General features: G+C 68.5%; 2 protein-coding genes. Both read left to right on the forward strand.

Annotated features, from left to right (window positions below; translation table 11 throughout):
* Nucleotides 1–549, forward strand: a 549-nt coding sequence (locus D3273_RS27870) for a substrate-binding domain-containing protein (protein WP_165359771.1), incomplete at its 5' end; no start/stop codon positions are given.
* A gap of 234 nt (nucleotides 550–783) precedes the next feature.
* The coding region (locus D3273_RS27875; RefSeq protein WP_428977819.1) for an ATP-binding cassette domain-containing protein at nucleotides 784–962 on the forward strand (179 nt) is incomplete at its 3' end.

Here is a 962-nt window from a genome sequence, read left to right on the forward strand (position 1 = left end):
GGCCTCATCAAGAAGGGCATGCACGCCGGCATCGGCACGGGCGGCTATGCCACGCTCGCCGAATACGACACGCCGGAATGGGCTCCCGCCAAGGCCCAGCAGTGGGTCGCCGGGCAGATCTCGCGCTTCGGGAAAAAAATCGTCGGCGTGGTGGCGGCCAACGACGGAACTGCGGGCGGCTCGATCGCGGCCTTCAAGGCCGCCGGTGTCGACCCCGTGCCGCCGGTGAGCGGCAACGACGCCACCATCGCGGGGCTGCAACTCATCATCGCCGGCGACCAATACAACACGATCTCCAAGCCTAGCGAGATCGTGGCCGCCGCTGCCGCCGACGTGGCCGCAGGCCTATTGCAGGGCGAGGCGCCCAAGGCCGACCAGACCCTGTTCGGCACGCCCTCCAAGCTCTTCGTGCCGACGCTGATCACCGCCGACAACCTCAAGGCCGAGATCGTCGACAAGATGATCGACGGCAAGCCGATCGAGCCCGCCTCCGTGCTCTGTACCGGCCGCTACGCCGCGGGCTGCAAGAAGCTCGGCATCACGCCGTAGGGCGACACGCGTCGGGCGCCCGTTCTCCCCTGGCGGGAGATTCGGGCACCCATCCCGGCCTGCCGGCATGGGACCCAGGTCGCCCGCGAAGCCGAGGGGATGAGGGGGCCAAGTGCAGTCTCCTCCGATTGGGGGTTCATCGCCGAGCGCGGCGCCATGCCCCCTTTTCCGCCCTGACTTCGTCAGGGCACCTCCTCCCGCGGGGGGGAGAAGGAAATCAGTCCTGAAAGGGCCATGCCTATGACCGACGCGCCCCTGCCACCGCCGAACGACACGGTGCTGAGCCTGCGCGGAATCTGCAAGCAGTTCGGCGCCGTGTCGGCGCTCACCGACATTGACCTCGACGTCAAGGCCGGCGAGGTCGTGGCACTGGTGGGCGACAACGGCGCGGGCAAGTCGACCCTGGTCAAGGT

Source organism: Lichenibacterium minor (assembly GCF_004137685.1).
Classification (GTDB): Bacteria; Pseudomonadota; Alphaproteobacteria; order Rhizobiales; family Beijerinckiaceae; genus Lichenihabitans; species Lichenihabitans minor.